This is a genomic window from Arthrobacter sp. TmT3-37 (assembly GCF_054510835.1).
Genome location: NZ_JBTNDU010000011.1, coordinates 91,216 through 108,319, shown reverse-complemented (window position 1 = coordinate 108,319; position 17,104 = coordinate 91,216). Strand labels below are relative to the sequence as shown.

Here is a 17,104-nt window from a genome sequence, read left to right as displayed (position 1 = left end):
GGCGATCGGTTGCGCATCCTGCCCAACCAGGACCCCTCCTGGTGTGGCTAGGGTGGTCACATGCCCATCCCTGACGAGGCGGCCTCGCAGGCCGCGCAGAGCGTCCGGCACCTGTTCGCCCGGCGGAGCCTCCGCGTCCCCGGGACGCGGCTCGGCGCCATCGCCTTCCCGCCACCGGCCGGCGCCCGGAACCACTGGCACTACTGGTGGCAGGCGCACTTCCTCGACTGCCTCCTCGACGAGCACCTCCGGGATCCCACCGGGGATGCCCTCTCCGAGGCGCGGAAGCTGGCCCGCGGCGTGTGGCTGCGCAACGGCGGACGATGGCGCAACTTCTACTACGACGACATGGCCTGGCTCGCGCTGGCCCTCCAGCGCCTCGATGCGATGGAGGGTCGACGGCGGCCCCGGCGCCGCGTGCGCGTCCTCGGGGCTGCACTCCGGTCGGCCCATACGGAGGACCTGGGCGGCGGGGTCTACTGGAACACCACCCGGGACTACAAGAACACCCCCACCACGGCGCCCGCCGCCCTCTTCTTCGCACGCGGCGGGGAGGGCGCCCGGGCGCAGGAACTGCTCGACTGGCTGAGGGACCGGCTGTTCGATCCCGGCACCGGGCTCTACCTCGACGGCGTGAAGGCCGACGGCCGGGTGGAGCGGTCCCTGCACACCTACAACCAGGGGACCGTGCTGGGCGCGCTCGTCGCGGTCGGCGGTCCGGAGAACCTGCGGCACGCGGCGGACCTGGTGGAGGCGGTCGCCCGGGGCATCGCGGACGACGACGGTGTGCTGCCGCTCGGCCCGGGGGGTGATGGCGGACTCTTCACGGGGATCCTCGCGCGCTATCTGGCGCAGGCGGTGTCGGCGGACATCGGGGGGACGGCCGCGGCGACGGCACGCGCGCTCCTCGGGGCGACCGCGGACCGGATCTGGGCCGACCGGCTGGCCGTCGACCGGTCGATGCTCGTCTTCCCGCCCCGGCAGGACGGGCCGGTCAGCCTGTCCTCGCAGCTCCAGGCGTGGATGGTACTGGAAGCCGGGACGCGGTGCCGCTAACCGACCTGCTTCCTGCCCTGGGGATAGAAGGTCTCCCCGCGGGAGAGCATGGCGACGAACTTCGCGATGTTCCGCTCCTTCGCGGCGTCCGTCCTGAGCTGGGTCAGGCGGAAGATGAGGGCGTAGCGGTTCTGGGAGGACAAGGTGCGGAAGGTGGCGAGCGCGGCGTCGTCGGCCTCGATGGCCGCCATCAGCTCCGGCGGCACCTCGGCCGTCGCGGGTCCGGCGTAGGCGCGCTCCCACCTGCCGTCCTCCTGCGCTGCCGCGACGGCCCTCTCGCCCGCTGCACACATGCGGCCCTCCGCACGCAGTCTGTCCACGTAGGTCCGGTTGCGCGCCGACCAGATGCTGCGCGGGCCGCGCGGCGTGAACCGCTGGAAGTAGCTGCCCCCGTCGCGCGAGCGGGCCTGGCCGTCGATCCAGCCGTAGCACAGCGCTTCATCGAGCGCCTGCGCATAGGTCAGCAGCGTGGTGTCCCCGCCCTTCTTGTGCTCGATGAGCCAGACACCGGGCGAGGACTTGTGGTTCGCCTCGAGCCAGCCGCGCCAGGCGAGCGCGTCGGGCAGCAGGAGTTCCGGCAGTTCGGCCTTCATGCGACCACCCTAGGGCTACCCGGGCCGTTCGGGAACCGGGCCCCGCCATTCCCGCACCGCTCCGAAGGAAACCTGATGCTCCGCGTCCGACCCATCCTCCACACCTCCGACCCGACCGCCGCGCGGGACTTCCTCCACGCGCTCGGACTGGCTTCCTCCCGGGGGGCACTCCCGGACGGTGCGCAGGAGGTGTTCGACGCCGGCAGCGGTCGCGTGGCCCTGCACCCCTGCGCCTCCGGCAGCCCCGAGGACGGCAGCGTGAGCCTCGCCTTCGACGTCTCGGACGTCCGGGAGTTCGCGCGACGGACCATCGCCGCCGGCACGCCCGTGGACCTGGTGGAGGGACACCACGGCACCACCGCCCGGATCATCGCCCCGGACGGGACTCCCCTCCTCGCCGCCGCGGGCCCGCGCGAGACGACCGCGCCGGCGTCGTCCCTCTCGGTCCTCGCCCGCTGGCAGACGCCCGACGTGGGATCCGCCGTCCGGGTGCTGGAGGACATCGGAGCCCGGCCCCGGGCCGGTTCGGACGCCGGCACCGGGCGCGCTTTCCGTGCCAAGAACGGTGGGCTCGTGACCGTGGAACTGCGGGAGCGCCCCGGGGTGGGGATGGCCTTCGAGCACGACGGCGACGTGCGGGACCTCGTCGCGGGCCTGACGGCTGCCGGCGTCGACGCCGGAGTCGTCGGCGGGGGCCGGAGGTCGTCGCTCCGCCTCCGTGCTCCGTGGGGCGCCGTGGTGCGGATCGACGGCCGGCAGCAGGACGTCCACGACTGAATCGTCGGGGCGGCACCGGGCCGGCGGATTCAGCCACGGGCCGAAGAACAGCGCGCCGCCTGTCGCCGGGTGGGGGTCTGCTATAGAACTGGTGTATGAACGTACGCACCCCTGACCCCAATCCGGGCTGGCTCTCCGAAGACGATCTGTACGAGGCCCGCCGCCGCCTGCCGATGGTCTACGTGGAGGCGATCCCCGTCCGGTGCGACGCCCTCGGGTACGTCAACGAGGTGGGACTGCTGCTGCAGGCCAACGAGCAGGGCGAGATGGTGCGGACCTTCGTCTCCGGTCGTGTGATGTACCGGGAGACCATCCGGGCGGCGCTCCTGCGCCATCTCGAGAAGGACCTCGGGCCCCTCGCCCTCCCGCAGCTGCCGCCGTCGCCCCTGCCCTTCACGATCGCCGAGTACTTCCCCTCCCCCTCGGAGACCGGGCTGACCGACGACCGCCAGCACGCCGTCGCCCTCGCGTACCTCATCCCTGTGACGGGCGAGTGCAACCCGCGCCAGGACGCCCTGGAGCTGTCCTGGCTCACCCCGTCCGAGGCGCTCAGCCCGTCCATCCAGGCGGAATTCTCCGGTGGCCGTGCCGACCTGCTGCGTCAGGCCCTGGCCCATGCCGGGTGGGGCCGCTAGCCACGGAGGAACCCGCCGGGGTCCGCGTTACCGTATCGTGAAACGGGCGCGCTGGGGCGCCGGAGGACATCCACGGGGTTACTGGCAGAGGTTGGCACGACGTACATGATGGTGAACAGGGTGGACAGGACCGGGCTGCGCGCGGTTCCGGCAGAGGTGCTCGTGGCGGGGGACGTCCTGGCGCTCCCCGACGGCGAGGAGACGGCGGAGGTCACCGCCGTCGAGGTGGAGAACGACGACTTCGGCGTGCCCGCACTCGTTCTCGCGACCGTGGCGGGAGGACGCCGGGTGTCCATCGCCACCGGCTCGATGGTCTACCTGGAACCGGCCGACGCCGAGCTCGGCGCCTCGGCGGTCGCCGCCGACCACGGCTCGCCCGAAGCGCTCGTCGCGCAGATCGCCCAGGCGCATGCCGACAGCGGCGCCGTCCAGGAGATCGCCGGGCGCCTCGCCCGCGGCATCAACCTCAAGTCGGGGAGCAACCTCCAGGACCTGCACCAGCTCGCGCTCGCGCTGTTCGTCGACGAGGGCGACACCGCCGCGGCGCTGACCGTCGCCGACCTGCTGGCCGAGCTGCCGTTCGACGGCAACTTCGGGCGGTGGAAGTGGATCGAGGGCGGCCTCGCGATCGCCGCCTACCTCACCCGGCACGACCAGGCGCGCTCCGCCCGGTACTCCGCGGCCATCCGGGCTGCGGACGACGCCGAGACGGACCCGCTGCGCGCGAAGACGGCCGCCATGTACCGGCAGCGCCAGCTCAACGAGCCCAACGTCTACGACCCGGAGATCCTCCGGGCGTCCTCGGCGGGCACGATCGACGTCGAGCGGGACTGGCGGGTCCTCCGCATCGGCGTGCTGCTCTACCTGCGCGCGCACGGCGGGTCGGAGACCCTGGGCCGCGACGTGCTCGAGCGGCGGATCGCCGCCGAACTCGCCGCCGTCGGTTCCCTCAACGCACAGCTCGCCGGCCGGTAGGCACCCGGACACGAGCAGCGCCGCGGCCTGGCAAAAGGACTGGCAAAAGGACTGGCAAAATAGGGTGGTGCATCCACAGTCCCAGCAGTCCTCGTTCTCCTTCTCCGTCAGCAGCCGCCTCGAGGAGACGACGCCGGGAGCCGGGACCGGCGGGCGGCGGCACGGACGCACCGGGACCATCACCACCCCGCACGGCGAGATCCGGACGCCGGCCTTCATCCCCGTCGGGACCAAGGCCTCGGTCAAGGCCGTGCTCCCCGGAGCCATGGCGGACCTCGGCGCGCAGGCCCTGCTCGCGAACGCCTACCACCTCTACCTTCAGCCCGGGGCGGACATCCTCGACGAGGCGGGCGGGCTCGGCGCCTTCATGAACTGGCCCGGCCCCACCTTCACCGATTCCGGGGGCTTCCAGGTGATGAGCCTCGGTTCGGGGTTCAAGAAGGTCATCACCATGGACGTCCCGGTCGACGCCGACAAGGCCGGCGCCGATGACCGCGTCGCCGTGGGCAAGGAGCGCCTGGCCTCCATCGACGACGACGGCGTCTGGTTCAAGTCCCACCTCAACGGCGACCGCCACCGCTTCACCCCGGAGATCTCCATGCAGGTGCAGCACCAGCTGGGCGCCGACATCATGTTCGCGTTCGACGAGCTCACCACCCTGATGAACTCGCGCGGCTACCAGGAGGAATCCCTGGAACGGACGCGGCTCTGGGCGCTGCGCTGCATCGCGGAGCACGAGCGCCTCACCGCGGCACGCAGTCACCGCCCCTACCAGGCCCTGTTCGGCGTCATCCAGGGCGCACAGTACGAGGACCTCCGGAGGAAGGCGTCGGCGGACCTCGGCGCCATGGACTTCGACGGCTTCGGGATCGGCGGGGCGCTGGAGAAGGAGAACCTCGGGACGATCCTCGGCTGGTGCAGCGACGAGCTGCCCGAGGACAAGCCCCGCCACCTGCTGGGCATCTCCGAGCCCGACGACCTCTTCACCGGCATCGAGAACGGCGCCGACACGTTCGACTGCGTCTCCCCCACCCGTGTGGCCCGCAACTCCGCGTTCTACACGCCGGACGGCCGGTGGAACCTCTCGAACGCGCGCTTCAAGCGGGACTTCACGCCGCTCGTCGAGGGCTGCGACTGCTACACCTGCACGCACTACACCCGCGCCTACATCCACCACCTGTTCAAGGCGAAGGAGATGGTGTCCGCGACCCTGATCTCCATCCACAACGAGCGGTTCGTGGTGCGCATGGTCGACGACGCCCGGGCCGCCATCGAGGACGGCACGTTCTACGACCTGAAGGCCGACGTGCTGGGGCGGTACTACGCCTGACCCTCCTTCCCCGCAGATCGTGCGGGATCGTTACCGAATCTGGACCGCACCGCGGACGATCGCTGATAATGCCCGGCTGTACAACCTTCCCGGTCAGAAGCCCCTGGTTCCCGAACGAGAAGTTCACCGCGGGAAATAGGGGAAGAATGCGGAGTGTCGGGGGGCTTCTCTGGGGGGTGGCACTGGGCGTCATCGCCCTTTCCGGCTGCACGCCGCCACCTGCCGATGCGCCCGATGTGCCGGCCTCAGGACCGTCGGCGGCCTCGACGTCGCCCGGGACGATGCCCGCATCGCCGGACGCGGCGACGACGTCGGCCGCCGACGCCACGGGGACGGACCTGCCGGCACCTGCGTCCCCCGATCCCGGACCGAGCGTCGAGGCGACCCTGGAGACCAGCAGGGAGTCGGTGCCGGCGAATCCGACCGCCATCGCCAACGATTCCCTGAGCGACGTGGTGTGCACGGCGGATGCAGCCGGCGTCTGGTCCTTCTCCGGGACGCTGACCAATACGGCCGACACCCCAGTGACGTTCTCTGTCGTCGTCGCAGTCGGGAGCACCAGCAGCGTGGCCGGCCGCACGAGGATCCAGCAAGCAGTACCAGCCGGCGGCACGATCGAAGTCCGCGCTGATGCCTTCGCCGAGGCCCCGGCACCCTCCACATGTCAGGCGGTCGTCTTCCGGTGAACACTTTATCCACGTCCCTTCCGGCGCGCGCACTCGCTGTCGTCTCGCTGGCCGCGCTCCTTCTCTCCGGGCTCGCTCCGGGCGCGGTCGCAGCGCCCGCCCCTCCCCCTCCGGTCGCGGAGCAGACCCCCGCACCGACTCCCCCGGCGCAGGCTCCAGCGGATCCGGACACGACTCCCCCTGCTGGCGCGCTGCGGACACCTGCGCCTGCAGGCCCGGACGCGGTTCCGGAGCCGTCGACCGCGGAATCGGCTCCGCCCGAGCCTCCGCTGGCCGGAGTGGCGACGAGCCCCGTCCCGACCGCCACGGCCGAGCCCGGTGATGAAGTACCCGGCCCCGGACCTGAAATCCCACCGGAGAGTGCCGCACCGGCGGTGCCTGACCTGCAGGAACCACCTACCCGACGGCAATACCGGACCCCGGGGTCAGCGCCGCGGCCGTGGGTCCTTTCACTCCCATCGGAGGCATCGCCGCCAAGTGGCGGGATCTCGGCGGTGCTGCCGGGCCGCTGGGCGAACCGACCTCCGACGAGTCCTGCACCGCAGCAGGACGCTGCGTGGAGACCTTCGTCGGCGGAGAGATCCACTACACCCCCTCCACCGGAGCGCACGCAGTACTGTTCACCTCCGGCAGGACCGGCCCCCGGTGGGCAGCCACCGGAGGCCTGGCCGCCGTCGGCTATCCGGTGACCGACGAGCGGTGCACCGTGGGCGGCTGCTCCCAGCGGTTCTCCAGCGGGATCGATCTCACCTGGAGCAGGGTGGGCGGGCACCAGCAGGTATGGACCCGGGGCGCCGTCGGTGGCGCGCTGTACAACCGGTACGGCGGCTACGCTGCGGCCGGCTACCCGTCCTCGGCCGAGGTATGCGGCACGCGGGACAACGGCTGCGCCCAGGAGTTCGGCGGACTCCGGATCCTGTGGTCCGCGTCGTCCGGCGCCTTCGGAGTATGGACCCCCGGAGCCATCGGCGGCGCATACTCACGGACCGGGGCGGAGAACGGCTGGCTCGGTTACCCGACGTCCAGGGAGACCTGCGGGTTGCGATCGGCCGGCTGCAAGCAGACCTTCCAGCGCGGGGTGATCTCCTGGTCGGCAGCAACAGGCGCCCACGTCAGCCGCGGCGGGATGCTCGCCGCCTGGGCGGCCCGCGGCGCGGAGAACGGTGTACTCGGGTATCCCCTCGACAACGAGGTGTGCGGGCAGCTGAACGGTGGCTGCGTCCAGAAGTACCAGGGCGGCTCGACCTACTGGTCCCCGGCGACCGGCGGACACTCGACGAACGGCGATATCCGCGCCCGTCACGAGAATCTGGGCGCCCACACCGGTTACCTGGGCTACCCGCTGGAAGCCGAGGTCTGCGGACAGCGCAACGGTGGCTGCTACCAGTGGTTCCAGGGAGGCGTGATCTTCTGGTCCCCCGCAACCGGGTCCCAACCCGTCCGCGGAGGGATGAGAGCGAAGTACGAATCGATGGGCTGGCACCTGAGCTACCTCGGCTACCCCCAGACGCCGGAGCGCTGCGAGGGCGGTGAATGTGTCCAGCCCTTCCAGGGCGGGTACATCTCCTGGAAGAGCTCCGGCGGCCGGGATCACCGGCACACCGCATGCACCACGCTGAACGACGGACGCTCCAGGTACCCGACGGGCGGGGCGAAGAGGGTCCTCCTCACCATCGCCGGCGGGTACGGCCAGAGTTCCGCCAGCGCCGTGTACTGCCAGAAGGTGGCGGGAACGTATGTCACCGACTGGACGACCGATGCCAGGGTGGGATCCAGCGGCTTCAGGAGGCCGGGAGTCCCGTCCGGGCCGACCCGCTTCAACTATTCCCCCACAGGGTCCTACTCCGTGACCGAGGCCTTCGGCCTGGGCAACCCCGGCACCGCGCTGCCCTACCGCACGCTGAACCCCCGCTCACGCTGGGGCGGCAACCCCTACACGGCCACCTACAACAAGTACTTCGAGTCCTCCGCGTGGACGGGGTACGACGAGGACATGTGGTATTTCGCGACCCGGGCCACGCACGATTACCGGCAGGGCGCCGTGATCAACTACAACCGGCCGCCGGACTCGGCGATCGTCCAGGACGCGGGCTTCGCCATCTTCCTGCATGAGAACAAGGCTCCGACCGCCGGGTGCATCGCGCTCGACGACTGGGCGGTCGAGGACTACCTCAGGAAGTCCACGCCGGGGGACCGCATCATCATGGGCGTCGCTTCGGACCTGTTCCGGTAGCAGCGGCTCCCTGAAACGGGCCGCACGGCGCCTCACCCTCCTGTTTGAACATGTTCAGTTTCGGGCTAGACTCCGAATTGAACATGTTCGAATGGGAGTAGAATGCCGACGCCGACAGCCAAGAGTGAAGCGACCCGGGAGCTGCTGGTGTCGACGGCGCTCCGGCTGTTCCGCGAGAACGGGTACGAGAAGACCACCATGCGGGCCATCGCCTCCGCGGCCGAGGTCTCCACCGGAAGCGCGTACTACTACTTCGCCTCCAAGGACGATCTCGTCCACGAGCTATACCGCAGCCTGCAGGAGGAGCACCGGGCGCTCGCGCTGCCGCTGCTCCGCGAGGGGCAGAACCTCGGGGAGCTCCTGCGGGTGGTCCTCAACACCGGCGTCGACGTCCTGGCGCCGTACCACGACTTCGGTTCCAACTTCATCAGCATCGCCATCAAGCCCTCGGCCACCACGAGTCCCTTCGGCAGTGAATCCGCCGTCGCCCGTGCCCGTGCCATCTCCCTCTTCCGGCACGCCGTCTCGCTGTCGAGGCCCCAGCCACCGCTCGCCATCCGCGACGACCTCCCGGAGCTCCTCTGGTACGCCTACATGGCGATCACCCTCTTCTGGGTGTACGACTCCTCGCCCCGCCAGGTCCGCACCCGCCGCCTCATCGACCAGGCCGCGCCGCTCCTGTCCAAACTCGTGATCCTCTCGCGGCTTCCCGTCGTCCGGAAGATCGTCGAGGACATCGTCCAGCTGATCCGTGGGACACGGCAGTGAGCGCGGACGAGGGGACGCCCGACGACGGGGCACCGGACGGGACACTCGACGAGGGGAGGCCCGACGACCGGACACCGGACGGGACACTCGACGAGGGGAGGCCCGACGACCGGACACCGGACGGGACACTCGACGAGGGGACGCCCGACGACCGGACACCGGACGGGACACTCGACGAGGGGACGCCCGACGACCGGACACCGGACGGGACACTCGACGAGGGGACGCCCGACGACGGGGCACCGGACGGGACACTCGACGAGGGGACGCCCGACGACGGGGCCGGGCTTCCGCCCCGCCGCGTGACGTTCGGCGCGGGAGCCGTGGCGGTCGGGTTCCTCGTGGGCCTGGTCACGCTCGCCCTGGTCTTCGCGCTCCCCTGGGGCGCGGACGCACCCGGCGTCTTCGTGCTGGCCCTCTGGTACGGGCTCGGCATCGGCCTGGTCACGGGGCTGCCGCTCGGCATCCTCGTCGGGCTCCTGCTGCGCCCGGTGACGAACCAGTGGGTGCACATCGGCGTCTTCTTCGCCGCCTTCACCCTCGTCCCCCTGGCCCTGATCGCCCTGCTGTCGCCCTCGAGGTCGGTGCTGGAGAACCTCCCGGTCGCCCTCATCATCGGAGGCGTGGGCGCTTTCGCCCGCGCGAGTGTTTGGAAGCTGGTCCGCGTGCAATGAGCATCACCACAGTAGTCCTCGCTGGAGCATCGGGATTCATCGGCAGCCACCTGGTCCGCCGCTTCACCGAGGCGGGGGTGGAGGTACGGACGGTCGGCCGGGCCGGCCCGGCGGTCTGGGGCGACACGGCCGCCATGGCCCATGCCCTCGACGGCGCGGACGCCCTCGTCAACCTCGCCGGGCGCAGCGTGAACTGCCGCTACAACAGACGGAATGCGGACGCCATCTTCTCCTCCCGCGTCGGCACCACCGAGGAACTCGGCCGCGCCCTCGCGCTGTGCCGGGCGGAGGGCGGCACGCCGCCGCCGGTCTGGATCAACGCGAGCACGGGCACCATCTACCGGCACGCGACGGACCGGCCGCAGGCGGAGGACGACGGCGACCTCGGCTCGGGCTTCTCGGTGTCGGTGGCACGGGCCTGGGAACAGGCACTCGCCGACGCCGACGTCCCGGACGTCCGGAAGGTGGCGCTGCGCATCTCGATCGTGCTCGGTCCGGGCAGCGTGATGACGCCGCTCCGGAACCTGGCGAGGCTCGGCCTGGGTGGCCGGATGGGCGCGGGGACGCAGAAGTTCAGCTGGGTCCACCTCGACGACCTGTTCCGCGCCATCACGTTTCTCGTCGAAACGCGCTCGCTGAGCGGGCCCGTCAACGTCGCGGCCCCCGGGGTCGTGACCAACGCCGAGCTGATGGCCGCCGTCCGCAGGCGCCTGCGCGTCCCCGCGGGCCTGCCGACCCCGGCGTGGCTCCTGGACCTCGGCGGCGTGCTGATCCGGACGGAGGCGGAACTGGTCCTCAAGAGCCGGTGGGTGTCCCCGCGCAAGCTGCTCGACGCGGGCTTCACCTTCGACTACCCCACCCTCGGCCCGGCGCTCGACGACATCCTCCGGCGGGATCGGGTGGCCGCGCCGGAGCCGGTTCGGGCACACTAGGGAAATGTCCGAGACCCAGACTTCCCCGTCCCCAGCCGTCACCCTGACCATCGCCGGTTCCGAGGCCACGGGCGGCGCCGGTGCGCAGGCCGACCTCAAGACGTTCCAGGAGCTGGGCGTGTACGGCGTCGTAGCCCTGACCTGCATCGTGTCCTTCGACCCGAAGCAGGAGTGGCAGCACCGGTTCGTCCCCGTGGACCAGCAGGTCATCGCCGACCAGCTCGAGGCCATCCAGTCCTGCTACCCCCTCACCACCGTCAAGCTCGGCATGCTCGGCACCCCCGCGACGATCGACACCGTCGCGGCCGCGCTGAGGAGCCAGGCGTGGGACAACGTGGTCCTCGACCCGGTGCTGATCTGCAAGGGGCAGGAGCCCGGGGCCGCGCTCGACACCGACCAGGCACTGAAGGCGAACATCCTCCCGCTGGCCACCTTCGTCACCCCGAACCATTTCGAGGCGGAATCGCTCTCGGGCATCACCATCGAGAACCTGGCGGACCTCGAGGAGGCGGCGCGCATCATCCACGCCCAGAGCGGTGCCGTGGTCCTCGCCAAGGGTGGCGTCCGGATCGAGGGACCCGACGCCGTGGACGTCTACTTCGACGGCGAGACCCTCGAGGTCCTGTCCGCTCCCAAGGTCGGCGAGGTCGCCGTCAGCGGAGCCGGCTGCACGCTCGCCGCAGCCATCGCCGCCGAACTGGCGAAGGGCGCGGCCCCGCTCGAGGCTGCCCGCACGGCCAAGGAGTTCGTCACGGAGGGCATCCGCAACCGCGTCGTATCGAATGCCCCGTTCGACGCCGTCTGGCAGGGCGGCGCGCGGTCGTCCCGCTAGCGGACGGGCGGACTCCGTGGGTACCACGCCCGGACCGGCGTCCGACGGCGCCTCGGCTGCGCGTGCGCCGCACCGCGCGGACGGGGTAGCCTCCACCGGCTCGCCGACGCAGCGTCAGGAGGGGCCGGCGGACGACGACGGACGCGGGGAGAGCCTCAACCAGCGCCTCGACCGCAACTGGCAGGAGATGCTGCAGGAGCTGCGCGTCATGCAGACCGGCATCCAGATCCTGACCGGTTTCCTGCTGACTCTGCCGTTCCAGAGCCGCTTCGAGGAACTCGATGACGTGCAGGTGGCGGTCTACCTGTGCCTGGTCTGCCTGTCCGCCCTGATCACGGCCCTGGTGCTGTCCTCCGTCAACCTGCACCGCGTGCTCTTCGGCCTGCGCGTGAAGTCCACCCTCGTCCAGCACACCGCTGCGATCATCCGGATGACCATCGCCCTCGTGGGGCTCGTGCTCGCCGGTACCGCCTGGCTCATCTTCGACCTCGTGGTGGATCGTACGGCGGGTCTCGTCGTCGGAGCGTCGCTCCTGCTCGTGGTGATGCTGCTGTGGGTCGTGTACCCGCTGGCCGTCCGCCGTCGTGCGCTGCGGAACCGCGACTGACCGCCGTGCGCCTGCTCCCTACCCGCCGGCGGGCGCCTGGGCCGGCGCGGGAGTGGGCGTGGACGTGGCCCCCTCCTCGGGTGCGCAGGTCAGCCCCGCGGGAGTGATGTCCACACCTTCGGGCGGCACCAGGCCCTCGAAGGAGGAACCCAGGATGACGTCGACCGACCTGTCCTCGCGCTCGTCGGCCACGTAGGTCGAGTCCGGGATGGTGCGCTGCACGGTGAAGGCATTCGCGCGGCCGCCCTCACCCGAGACGATGATCGCCGTGATGCCCGTGGGGCCGATCTCCCGGTTGCCGATGTCGCGGACCGCGAAGGCGCGCTCCCGCAACTGCCCCGCCGCGGTACCGGCCAGTCCGTCGATGGTGGTGCTGTTGTAGACGTTGACCGTGATGGCGCTCGGGTCCTGGTAGTCGAACGGCCCGGCCGGGCACGTCGACGTCGGAACCGGCGCGGGGGCCGGGGAACCGATGCTGATGTCGCCGCGCGCGAGGGCGAGTGCCACGAGGACGGCGGCGGTGACGAGTCCCAGGAGGAGCACGAGGACCACCCCGTGGCGGATCCTGCGCACCGATGCGCGATGGCGACGCTCGGCGTCGTCCTCGACGAAGACGGCTCCGAGGTCCGTCTCGGTGACGATCCGGTGGCCGTGCCACTCGGTCGGATCACGTCTGGCCTGTGCCCGCCGCTCGCGCGGCGAACCCTCCTCAGTCATGCAGCACGAGGACTCTCGCGTGCAGGATGGTCCGCTGGTGCAGGGCGGTCCGGACGGCGCGGTGCAGGCCGTCCTCGAGGTACATCACGTCGTTCCACTGCACCACGTGGGGGAAGAGGTCACCGAAGAAGGTCGAGTCCTCGGCGAGGAGCGCCTCGAGGTCGAGGGTGGTCTTGGTGGTCACGAGTTCGTCGAGCCGCACCTGCCGGGGAGGGACCTCCGCCCAGTCCTTCGGGGTCACGTGTCCGTGCTCCGGGTACGGCCGGCCGTCACTTACTGCTTTGAAGATCACTGCTACAGCCTAGGTAATTGCTCGGGCCAATGGAATGTGGGGCCCTCCTCCGCGCCAACTCGTGGCCGAAAGGTTACGGCTCGGGATGCGGGAGTGCCGGCAGCGGGTCGTCGGCCGACGGGTAGGAGGGCTGTGCGCCGGGGCGCTGCACGGCGAACGACCCCACCCGGACCGCGAACCGGACGGCCTCCTCGAGCCGGTCCCCGACTGCGAGCCGAGCGGCGAGCGCTCCGACGAACGCGTCGCCCGCGCCCGTCGTGTCGACCACGCGCACGTGCGGGGCTCGGGCAGCCCGGACGGCGCCGCCGTCCGACACCAGGGCGCCGGCCGCGCCGAGCGTCATCACCACCGAGGCGAACCCCCGGGCGAGGAGGCCCGTGACGACGCCCTCGTGGTCCGGCGCCCTCCCACCCCCGGCCTGCGCGAGGACCAGGGCTCCTTCGTGTTCGTTGACGACGAGCGGATCGGCGCGGAGGAGCACCTCGGGATCGACGGCGATGACGGGCGCCAGGTTGACGATCACGCGACCGGAGGCCGACCTCACCGCAGCCTCGGTGGCCTCCGCGGGCAGCTCACCCTGGACCACGACGACGGCCGCCTCGCGGATGGCAGCCGAGGATGCGCCGACGAGCTCGGGAGTCACCTCGGCGTTGGCGCCGGGCAGCACCACGATCGTGTTCTCGCCGTCGTCGGCCACCTCCACGACCGCGACACCCGTGCCTCCGCCGGTCCGCCGGACAGACTGCAGGTCCACGCCGGCATCGGCCAGGGCGGAGAGTGCGACCTCGGCATACGCGTCGCCGCCCACGGCGCCGATCATGGTCACCTCGGCGCCGAGCAGCGCAGCTGCGACCGCCTGGTTGGCGCCCTTGCCGCCGGGCAGCACCGTCATGGAGCGGCCCAGGACCGTCTCGCCCGGCCGCGGGTGCCGTTCGAGGGTGACCACGAGGTCTGCATTGATGGACCCGACGACGGTGATGCCCTGGGAGCTGCCTGGAATCATTCCCGCAGTCTTCCACGACCCCGGTCACCGGGCGGGCGCAGGGACACGAATGGAAGGAGCATGCGGCCCGGGAACATAATGGGGTCATGCCTACGGACGCCCCGATCGATCTGCTGCCCGACGCCCCCGCCGTTCCCGGTCCCCGTGACGGGGTGCCCGTCCAGGGCCTCCTGCTGGACGTCGACGGCCCCGTCGCGAGCCCCGTCACGCGCACCGTTCCTGCCGGGATCATCGCCGACCTGCTCACCCTCGCCTCGGCGGGCTGGCCGGTCGTCTTCAACACGGGCCGCTCCGACGCCTTCATCCGGGAGCAGGTCATGGAGCCGATGCTCGCCGTGGGGATCCCGTCCGGCGTCACCTTCCACGCGGTCTGCGAGAAGGGGGCCACCTGGTTCTCCTTCACGGCCGACGGCGCCGGCCAGGTCTTCGTCGACCGGGAGCTCGCGCTGCCGACCAGCTTCGCCGACGACGTCCGGGACCTCGTCGAGGAGAAGTACGCGGACCTGATGTTCTTCGACGAGACCAAGCTGTCCATGGTGTCCGTCGAGCAGTCCCTCGACGCCACGAACGCCGCCTACCTCGAGGGCCAGCGCCTGTTCGACGACGACGCCCTCGACATCCTGCACAGCCATGACATGGGGGCGTGCCGGCTGGACCGCGAGGAGCCGAACAGCCACGGGGACATCGACTACCGCGTGGACCCGACGATCATCTCCACGGACATCGAGTCGGTGCGTGTGGGCAAGGACCTCGGTGCCGAGCGTGCCCTGACCCTCGTCGCACCGCTCACGGAGGTGCCCTCCACCTGGCGGACGGTCGGCGATTCCCGCACCGATTACGCCATGGCCGACTACCTGCACGAACAGGGCTTCGACGTCGCGCACGTGGATGTCCGCCCTGCGGACGGGGTGCCCGTGAAGCCCTACGAGGTCATGACGGAGGGCCGGCTCGTCCACGAGGAGGCCGGGGCGGCCTTCCTCGCACGCTGCGTCGCCTCGCTCGGCTGACGCCTCGTCCCGGGCGGAGGTTTGTCAGGCCGCGGGCCGCGCCAGGACGTCCTCGATCGCCGCGATGACCTCGGGGGCGCCGGGCTCCACCGTCGGCGCGAAGCGGGCGACGACCTCGCCGTCGCGGTTCACGAGGAACTTCTCGAAGTTCCACTTCACGAGCCCGGGCAGGACCCCGTTCCTGAACTCCGTGAGCTGCCGGTACAGCGGGTGCTGGTCCTTGCCCCGCACATCGCCCTTGGTCAGGAGCGGGAACGTCACGCCGAACGTGGTCGAGCAGAACTCGGCGATCTCGTCGTCGTTCCCCGGTTCCTGTCCCAGGAACTGGTTGCAGGGCATCCCGAGGACCACGAGCCCCGCCTCGGCGTAGGTGGAGTACAGCTCCTCGAGGGCCGCGTACTGGGGGGTGAAGCCGCACTTCGAGGCGACGTTCACCACCAGCACGGGCTGTCCACGGAAATCGCCGAAGGTCTTCCTGCTGCCGTCGTTCATGGTGAGGTCGATCCCGTACAGGCCGGACGAGGACATGGGCTGCTCCCTGGTAGGTGGTCGTGATCCTGCTTCGTTCAGCCCCGCCGCGTGGATTGCCTGCCCGATGATGCGGGAGGCAGGAGCAAATGCGCCCGGGGAGACGTTGGAAGCAACGACGGCCGAGGAGGCCGCGCACACCGCCCGCCGGATCGGCTGCGGTTCCCAACAGGATAGGTCGTCGCATGGGTTTGATCGACACGTGGAAGCTGCAGCTCCGGACCACCTTCACCGACGGCGATCCGGCGATCCCCCAGTGGCAGTTCGAATTCGAGAAGGGTGACGACGTCGGGTACTTCCCGGTGGACTCGGCCGTCTGGACGGTGCACAGCTCGATGACGCCGACCGTCGCCGGCATCCGCGCGCTCCTGCTGCAGACGCTCCACCCCGGGGCGATGGCGGGTGTGCATGCGCATTCCGGCTTCCGGGAGGAGCCGCTCGGCCGGCTCGCGAACACCATCCGCTGGATCTTCACGGTGACGTACGGGTCCACGGAGGCGGCTCAAGACGGCTCGGCCTTCGTGCAGAGGCTGCATACGAGGGTGAACGGCACGTATCTCGACAGCCGTGGCGAGGAGAGGCCCTATTCGGCGGGCGATCCCGACCTCATCCGGTGGGTGCACCTCGCGTTCACGGATGCCTTCGTGGCCTCCCATGCCGCCTACGGCGGATCCATCCCGGGCGGAGCGGACCAGTACGTCGCGGAGTGGGCGCAGGCCGGCGAACTGATGGGCCTCGAGGATCCGCCGCGGTCCGAGGCGGAGCTCGCATCGCAACTCGCCGCGTTCGACGCCGAGCTCACCGACAGCGAACAGGTCCAGGAGGCCCTGACCTACATCCGCCGTCCTCCGCTCCCCCGGTCCCAGCGCCTCGGGTACCAGGTGCTGTTCGCGGGAGCCGTCGCGACCCTCGACCCCAGGCACCGCGAGCTGCTCGGCCTCCGGGTCCCCTCGCTCGGACCGGTCCGCCTGCCGATCCGGACGGCGGTGCGCCTCGTGCTCGGCGTGATCCGGCTGGGGCTCGGACCCGAAGGGCCCGCGGAGAAGGCCGCGAAGACCCGGATCCGCCGGCTGGGCGGATCCGCCGGCACGACGGCGCGTTAAACAGCAGGACCCCGGCCGGGGCCGGGGTCCTGCTGTTGGAGCAACAAGGCGGAGGATGGGGGATTTGAACCCCCGAGGGCGTTAACCCAACACGCGTTCCAGGCGTGCGCCATAGGCCGCTAGGCGAATCCTCCTCATTTGGAGCAGATACCAGAATACCCATACAAGTGGATCCTGCCGAATCGTGCCGTCCGCGGGGCTGTGTCGTCGGGTCGAAAGCCGTCCTTCCGACTGTGTAGACTATTTCCCGGCCCCTCATGTGGTGTCATCCTGTGAACTCCCCCAGGACCGGAAGGTAGCAAGGGTAAGCGGGCTCTGGCAGGTGCATGGGGGGTCTTCACTTTAAGCACGGCGGC

General features: G+C 70.7%; 19 protein-coding genes, 1 tRNA gene and 1 other RNA gene. 15 read left to right on the top strand and 6 right to left on the bottom strand.

Annotated elements, in window-relative coordinates:
* The first annotated feature begins 60 nt into the window (after window positions 1–60).
* Window positions 61–1,056, top strand: a complete 996-nt coding sequence (locus ACX80U_RS13840; RefSeq protein ID WP_459268861.1) for a glycoside hydrolase family 76 protein — start codon at window positions 61–63, stop codon at window positions 1,054–1,056.
* Here the strand turns inward: ACX80U_RS13840 and ACX80U_RS13835 are convergent.
* Window positions 1,053–1,649, bottom strand: coding sequence for a YdeI/OmpD-associated family protein (locus tag ACX80U_RS13835; protein ID WP_459268860.1), 597 nt, complete (start codon window positions 1,647–1,649; stop codon window positions 1,053–1,055). The two genes, ACX80U_RS13840 and ACX80U_RS13835, sit on opposite strands and share 4 nt — an antisense overlap.
* A 75-nt stretch (window positions 1,650–1,724) precedes the next feature.
* On the opposite strand from ACX80U_RS13835, the gene ACX80U_RS13830 reads away from it, so the two are divergent.
* The 11 genes from ACX80U_RS13830 to ACX80U_RS13780 all read left to right on the top strand — a co-directional run bounded on the left by ACX80U_RS13830 (window position 1,725) and on the right by ACX80U_RS13780 (window position 12,098).
* Window positions 1,725–2,426: a VOC family protein gene (locus ACX80U_RS13830; RefSeq protein WP_459268859.1), complete on the top strand. Its 702-nt coding sequence runs from the start codon at window positions 1,725–1,727 to the stop codon at window positions 2,424–2,426.
* 95 nt (window positions 2,427–2,521) lie between these two features.
* Window positions 2,522–3,061, top strand: coding sequence for an NUDIX hydrolase family protein (locus ACX80U_RS13825; protein ID WP_133080337.1), 540 nt, complete (start codon window positions 2,522–2,524; stop codon window positions 3,059–3,061).
* Between the two features lie 105 nt (window positions 3,062–3,166).
* The gene (locus ACX80U_RS13820) at window positions 3,167–4,036 is read left to right on the top strand and encodes a DUF6707 family protein (protein WP_459268858.1); all 870 of its coding nucleotides are present in this window, start codon (window positions 3,167–3,169) and stop codon (window positions 4,034–4,036) included.
* A gap of 67 nt (window positions 4,037–4,103) precedes the next feature.
* Window positions 4,104–5,366, top strand: a complete 1,263-nt coding sequence (tgt, locus tag ACX80U_RS13815) for a tRNA guanosine(34) transglycosylase Tgt (protein WP_459268857.1) — start codon at window positions 4,104–4,106, stop codon at window positions 5,364–5,366.
* A gap of 146 nt (window positions 5,367–5,512) precedes the next feature.
* Window positions 5,513–6,052 carry a hypothetical protein gene (locus tag ACX80U_RS13810; protein WP_459268856.1) on the top strand — a complete coding sequence of 180 codons (540 nt, stop codon included), beginning with the start codon at window positions 5,513–5,515 and terminating at the stop codon, window positions 6,050–6,052.
* Window positions 6,053–6,491: 439 nt separating this feature from the next.
* The gene (locus tag ACX80U_RS13805) at window positions 6,492–8,285 is read left to right on the top strand and encodes a L,D-transpeptidase family protein (RefSeq protein ID WP_459268855.1); all 1,794 of its coding nucleotides are present in this window, start codon (window positions 6,492–6,494) and stop codon (window positions 8,283–8,285) included.
* A gap of 102 nt (window positions 8,286–8,387) precedes the next feature.
* Window positions 8,388–9,053, top strand: a complete 666-nt coding sequence (locus ACX80U_RS13800) for a TetR/AcrR family transcriptional regulator (protein ID WP_133080333.1) — start codon at window positions 8,388–8,390, stop codon at window positions 9,051–9,053.
* Window positions 9,050–9,727: a hypothetical protein gene (locus ACX80U_RS13795; protein ID WP_459268854.1), complete on the top strand. Its 678-nt coding sequence runs from the start codon at window positions 9,050–9,052 to the stop codon at window positions 9,725–9,727. The genes ACX80U_RS13800 and ACX80U_RS13795 overlap by 4 nt, the downstream gene beginning before the upstream one ends.
* A complete protein-coding gene (locus tag ACX80U_RS13790) occupies window positions 9,724–10,659 on the top strand; it encodes a TIGR01777 family oxidoreductase (protein WP_459268853.1) in 936 nt (311 codons plus the stop codon). The genes ACX80U_RS13795 and ACX80U_RS13790 overlap by 4 nt, the downstream gene beginning before the upstream one ends.
* A gap of 4 nt (window positions 10,660–10,663) precedes the next feature.
* On the top strand, window positions 10,664–11,491 hold the full coding sequence (gene thiD / locus ACX80U_RS13785) for a bifunctional hydroxymethylpyrimidine kinase/phosphomethylpyrimidine kinase (RefSeq protein WP_208740490.1): 828 nt from the start codon (window positions 10,664–10,666) through the stop codon (window positions 11,489–11,491).
* A gap of 16 nt (window positions 11,492–11,507) precedes the next feature.
* A complete protein-coding gene (locus ACX80U_RS13780; protein WP_459268852.1) occupies window positions 11,508–12,098 on the top strand; it encodes a DUF6328 family protein in 591 nt (196 codons plus the stop codon).
* A gap of 18 nt (window positions 12,099–12,116) precedes the next feature.
* Here ACX80U_RS13780 and ACX80U_RS13775 read toward each other — a convergent pair whose 3' ends face one another.
* From ACX80U_RS13775 to ACX80U_RS13765, 3 genes are all read right to left on the bottom strand, one after another.
* Window positions 12,117–12,815 carry a LytR C-terminal domain-containing protein gene (locus tag ACX80U_RS13775; RefSeq protein WP_459268851.1) on the bottom strand — a complete coding sequence of 233 codons (699 nt, stop codon included), beginning with the start codon at window positions 12,813–12,815 and terminating at the stop codon, window positions 12,117–12,119.
* Window positions 12,808–13,107, bottom strand: coding sequence for a type II toxin-antitoxin system VapB family antitoxin (locus ACX80U_RS13770; protein WP_133080328.1), 300 nt, complete (start codon window positions 13,105–13,107; stop codon window positions 12,808–12,810). Before ACX80U_RS13770 ends, ACX80U_RS13775 begins: the two co-directional genes overlap by 8 nt.
* Before the next feature lie 73 nt (window positions 13,108–13,180).
* Window positions 13,181–14,110, bottom strand: coding sequence for a ribokinase (locus ACX80U_RS13765; RefSeq protein WP_459268850.1), 930 nt, complete (start codon window positions 14,108–14,110; stop codon window positions 13,181–13,183).
* Between the two features lie 86 nt (window positions 14,111–14,196).
* On the opposite strand from ACX80U_RS13765, the gene ACX80U_RS13760 reads away from it, so the two are divergent.
* Entirely contained in the window at window positions 14,197–15,117 is a 921-nt protein-coding gene (locus tag ACX80U_RS13760) for a Cof-type HAD-IIB family hydrolase (RefSeq protein WP_459268849.1), read from the top strand.
* A 24-nt stretch (window positions 15,118–15,141) separates the two neighbouring features.
* On the opposite strand, the gene ACX80U_RS13755 is transcribed toward ACX80U_RS13760, so the two are convergent.
* Entirely contained in the window at window positions 15,142–15,645 is a 504-nt protein-coding gene (locus ACX80U_RS13755; RefSeq protein WP_133080326.1) for a glutathione peroxidase, read from the bottom strand.
* Window positions 15,646–15,830: 185 nt separating this feature from the next.
* Between ACX80U_RS13755 and ACX80U_RS13750 the strand changes: the two genes are divergently transcribed.
* Window positions 15,831–16,748, top strand: coding sequence for an oxygenase MpaB family protein (locus ACX80U_RS13750; protein ID WP_459268848.1), 918 nt, complete (start codon window positions 15,831–15,833; stop codon window positions 16,746–16,748).
* 49 nt (window positions 16,749–16,797) lie between these two features.
* On the opposite strand, the gene ACX80U_RS13745 is transcribed toward ACX80U_RS13750, so the two are convergent.
* A tRNA-Ser gene (locus ACX80U_RS13745) sits at window positions 16,798–16,882 on the bottom strand.
* A gap of 112 nt (window positions 16,883–16,994) precedes the next feature.
* On the opposite strand from ACX80U_RS13745, the gene ffs reads away from it, so the two are divergent.
* Window positions 16,995–17,090: signal recognition particle sRNA small type (gene ffs, locus ACX80U_RS13740), an RNA gene on the top strand.
* Window positions 17,091–17,104: the final 14 nt, after the last annotated feature.

What these genes read in the sequence shown, in the direction of transcription:
- ACX80U_RS13840 (WP_459268861.1), top strand. Translation starts at nt 61, where the DNA reads ATGCCCATCCCTGACGAGGCGGCCTCGCAGGCCGCGCAGAGCGTCCGG.
- ACX80U_RS13835 (WP_459268860.1), bottom strand. Translation starts at nt 1,649, where the DNA reads ATGAAGGCCGAACTGCCGGAACTCCTGCTGCCCGACGCGCTCGCCTGG.
- ACX80U_RS13830 (WP_459268859.1), top strand. Translation starts at nt 1,725, where the DNA reads ATGCTCCGCGTCCGACCCATCCTCCACACCTCCGACCCGACCGCCGCG.
- ACX80U_RS13825 (WP_133080337.1), top strand. Translation starts at nt 2,522, where the DNA reads ATGAACGTACGCACCCCTGACCCCAATCCGGGCTGGCTCTCCGAAGAC.
- ACX80U_RS13820 (WP_459268858.1), top strand. Translation starts at nt 3,167, where the DNA reads ATGATGGTGAACAGGGTGGACAGGACCGGGCTGCGCGCGGTTCCGGCA.
- ACX80U_RS13810 (WP_459268856.1), top strand. Translation starts at nt 5,513, where the DNA reads ATGCGGAGTGTCGGGGGGCTTCTCTGGGGGGTGGCACTGGGCGTCATC.
- ACX80U_RS13800 (WP_133080333.1), top strand. Translation starts at nt 8,388, where the DNA reads ATGCCGACGCCGACAGCCAAGAGTGAAGCGACCCGGGAGCTGCTGGTG.
- ACX80U_RS13790 (WP_459268853.1), top strand. Translation starts at nt 9,724, where the DNA reads ATGAGCATCACCACAGTAGTCCTCGCTGGAGCATCGGGATTCATCGGC.
- thiD (WP_208740490.1), top strand. Translation starts at nt 10,664, where the DNA reads ATGTCCGAGACCCAGACTTCCCCGTCCCCAGCCGTCACCCTGACCATC.
- ACX80U_RS13775 (WP_459268851.1), bottom strand. Translation starts at nt 12,815, where the DNA reads ATGACTGAGGAGGGTTCGCCGCGCGAGCGGCGGGCACAGGCCAGACGT.
- ACX80U_RS13765 (WP_459268850.1), bottom strand. Translation starts at nt 14,110, where the DNA reads ATGATTCCAGGCAGCTCCCAGGGCATCACCGTCGTCGGGTCCATCAAT.
- ACX80U_RS13760 (WP_459268849.1), top strand. Translation starts at nt 14,197, where the DNA reads ATGCCTACGGACGCCCCGATCGATCTGCTGCCCGACGCCCCCGCCGTT.
- ACX80U_RS13755 (WP_133080326.1), bottom strand. Translation starts at nt 15,645, where the DNA reads ATGTCCTCGTCCGGCCTGTACGGGATCGACCTCACCATGAACGACGGC.
- ACX80U_RS13750 (WP_459268848.1), top strand. Translation starts at nt 15,831, where the DNA reads ATGGGTTTGATCGACACGTGGAAGCTGCAGCTCCGGACCACCTTCACC.